Source organism: Nostoc mirabile CHAB5784 (assembly GCF_020829645.1).
GTDB lineage: Bacteria > Cyanobacteriota > Cyanobacteriia > Cyanobacteriales > Nostocaceae > Nostoc > Nostoc mirabile.
Genome location: NZ_JAIVFS010000261.1, coordinates 1 through 3,088, shown reverse-complemented (window position 1 = coordinate 3,088; position 3,088 = coordinate 1). Strand labels below are relative to the sequence as shown.

2 protein-coding genes and 1 pseudogene are annotated in these 3,088 nt (G+C 41.4%); 2 read left to right on the top strand and 1 reads right to left on the bottom strand.

From position 1 onward, the window contains the following. Window positions 1-913 (bottom strand): hypothetical protein (locus tag LC653_RS45390; protein WP_229501776.1); only part of this gene is annotated, 913 nt, incomplete at its 3' end. 233 nt (window positions 914-1,146) lie between these two features. Here LC653_RS45390 and LC653_RS45385 point away from each other — a divergent pair. Then, complete coding sequence (locus tag LC653_RS45385; protein WP_229501775.1) at window positions 1,147-1,737, top strand: hypothetical protein; 591 nt, start codon at window positions 1,147-1,149, stop codon at window positions 1,735-1,737. A 72-nt stretch (window positions 1,738-1,809) separates the two neighbouring features. Then, a pseudogene (locus LC653_RS45380) lies at window positions 1,810-2,925 on the top strand (Alr2735 family protein). Window positions 2,926-3,088: the final 163 nt, after the last annotated feature.

The window sequence follows — 3,088 nt, the reverse complement described above, 5'->3', positions numbered from 1 at the left end:
GGTCTACACCAAACCTATGAGCAATGTCATACTCCTCATCTTCAGTTGGCAGTGCATTTAGTGTCAGTAAATGCTCCAAAAAAGGTTGCGACCCCCCTAAAGGCAAACCATCATCCGTAAAAGGTAACCTATGTTGGTGCATTGACTGCTCAAATACCGCAGGGCGGGTATTTTGCAGCCACGCTACAACCTCGCCAGGTTTTGGCGGCTCTATCCCCAGTCGATCGCATTCTTCTAATAACTCGTTTGATAATTGCGATTCTACTGCGGAGACGCTGCGCGATCGCACCTCCAAATCCTGCAACCATTCCTGTAGTTTTCCTGTCTCTGGTAGCTGCAAATCCAGCGTCTGACAAGCAGCTACAAATTCTTGTCCAATAGCAGCATTAGCATATAATTGCCCTAACCAAGTAGCAAATTCCTCATTTTGAGGTAATTCTATCCCTTGTTCAAAGCTAAAAGTTTGCAGTTTCTTACCTAAACGAATTCTTTCTAAAAGCGTTATACCAGTATCTTCTTCATCATTAATAATTTGAGGGTCATTTGACCCAAAAGCCATTTTGTCTAAAAGCCAAATAGCTATTTGTCCTGATTTTGGAGCTGACAAATTTAGAGTTTCACAAGCAATAAGCAGCTCAGTTCCCAAAGACGTATAACTTGCAAGCCACTCCTCTAAATTACCTGACCGAGGAGCAGTAAGTCCCTTTTGAGATAAACCAACAAGCTCTAAACCCAAATTCACCAAGTTCCTAACTACCATTGACAAGCTTTTACCCATGTCAGGTATTAGCTTCTCAATTTTATCCCGCATCTCAACACTAATATGAACTGTCACGCGGTCTTTCTCTGCGTCTACAGGACGACCACGCTTCGGAGGTAGCTTCGGGTTTTGTTCGGGCTGTTGTTTACTCATGTTACTTCAGTCTATCGGAACCACAAAGCATATTTGAAGCTTTTGTATGCTAAATCGTTAACAAACGTAACTATTTAGCAGTGTAAAAATGTTTTTACACTGCTAAATAGTTAAAAAATGTAAATAAAACACATACATAATTAGTTGATTTGGTATTCTTCAATCAAAAGCACAAAAAAGTTGAGATGGCAGAAAAACACCTGTTTCAATCAAAATTTCTGCACGAGTCCAATATGAAATACTGCGAAATCTTCAAAAACTTACCCAAAGAAGGCTTAGAACCCAGACAATTTTTACGCCACTGTTTTGGTATCGCCGAACTTAGTCCCCCCGAACTGCTCGAAGAAGAAACCGACTCACAATACCGCAAAAAATGTATCACTGTACTATGTGCAGTCTTAGGTGTACAAAGACCAACAGTTCGCAAGTGGGGAAGCGATCTCAACTTTGATGGAATACCCAATTACTCCAAAGTTTCACTTGCTTACATTCACGCCGCCGAAATCGTACCGAATCAGCTAAAAAACATCTTGAAAGGAGAATACAACGCACCAGAAGTAGATGCTCAAACCTTTCTAGAAAAAATACTCCTCGAAGGATTAACTGAACAGCAAATACTGCAAACTGTTTCTCACGCTAACTTTCGCACAACTTGTGTCAAAACCCTCACGCAAGTATTACATATTGGCACCAAGTCAGTCCAAGATTGGGGTCAGGATATGTCGTTTCACAAAATGCCCAAAATTCACAAGTACACCTTGGGCTATGCCTTGGCTGCTATCTCCAAATCATCATCAAAAGCTTGGGACAAACAAGCAGCCTGAATTATTTGCGTTGACTCAAATAGGTAAGTGGTCTTTTAAGACCAACGAAATTAATGCAAGGTGAATCTTATCATGCCAGCAACTATCACATCAATCCCTTACTCGCAAAAGCATCAACTAGATCCGAATCCAACCGCACATATCGAAACCAGCAGTCTAGAATATTTGCACGTTGCTTTCCTACTCTACGAATACAAAACCACCTATAGCAAAAAAGAATACCGAACTCTGCTCGATACATACGGTTGGGATAAAGGAAGCTCTGAGGAAAAACGAGCGCTCAAAATAGCCGAAAACTTCCAAGAATTTTTAACCTGTCCTCAACACCTAGCACCAATTCCAGTAACAATACTTCTCAGGCTGTGTTCTCTTCAATACAAGTCAATTATCAGTCAATTACAGGATTACCCAATTGGGGGATTAACCTGTGAACTGGTGCTGGAGTTAATCGAAGAGAAGAAAGCTCTTCTTAAAGCCCAAAAACAGGAACAACAAAAACAGATATCAATCTGGCGTAGAACTCCAAAGGGCGATCGCTACTGTCAATTCCCTCCTCAGTACGAGGAAGACCACCAAACAGGGGTACTCACACAGGAATTAATTGATGGGTATGGGCTACTCCCTCAGCAAATTCTCCGTGAAGCGATCGCAGACTATCACGCCAGAATCAAATCCCAAGAAAAAGAGCAGTCCCAGGAAGAGACTGCTGAATCTGAAGTGGTTGTGGTTGAGTCGAGAATACTTCCACAAGAGGAAATATCCCCAACAGAGAGCGAAAAAGTTATAGAAGTTAACTCCAGACTAAAACAAAACGAACAAACTAGCACTAGTAACGCTACAGAATAGCAGGCAGTTGGGGAAGAAGTATCAATGCTGGCAGAAAAACTCAAATCAGCTACCAGTTACTATCAAATTAGAAGTGCTATATACAGGCACTTGGCTGTTAAAGATGAAGCTTGGAAGCAGCTTTCCTCAGAAGAACAGATAAGAATTGAAAGATTGTTACCCCAGGAAGTATTAGCTCTAAAAACAGCCAGAAAATCAGGTTTAATTATTGACTACTATGAGTTAGAAACTGGTTGGTTTCAAGTATTTATTGCAGGTGAGGAGCAGCCTGTAAGCGTTAGTAAATCAAATGTAATTACTTGGGTACAAGAGCAAGAAAGGCTCAACTGCGTAACGACATAAACCACCACAATCAGCTAACGCCTCAGTCTTAAAAATACGTGAGTTCGACGGATAGGAAAGCGCAGAAAGCTGGCAATGTAAGAATTTGCTCAACTGGCATTTACGGCAGCGATCGCGCAGAGTGGCACAGACGATAGCTACGATTAATTGAGAAGAGGTAAAA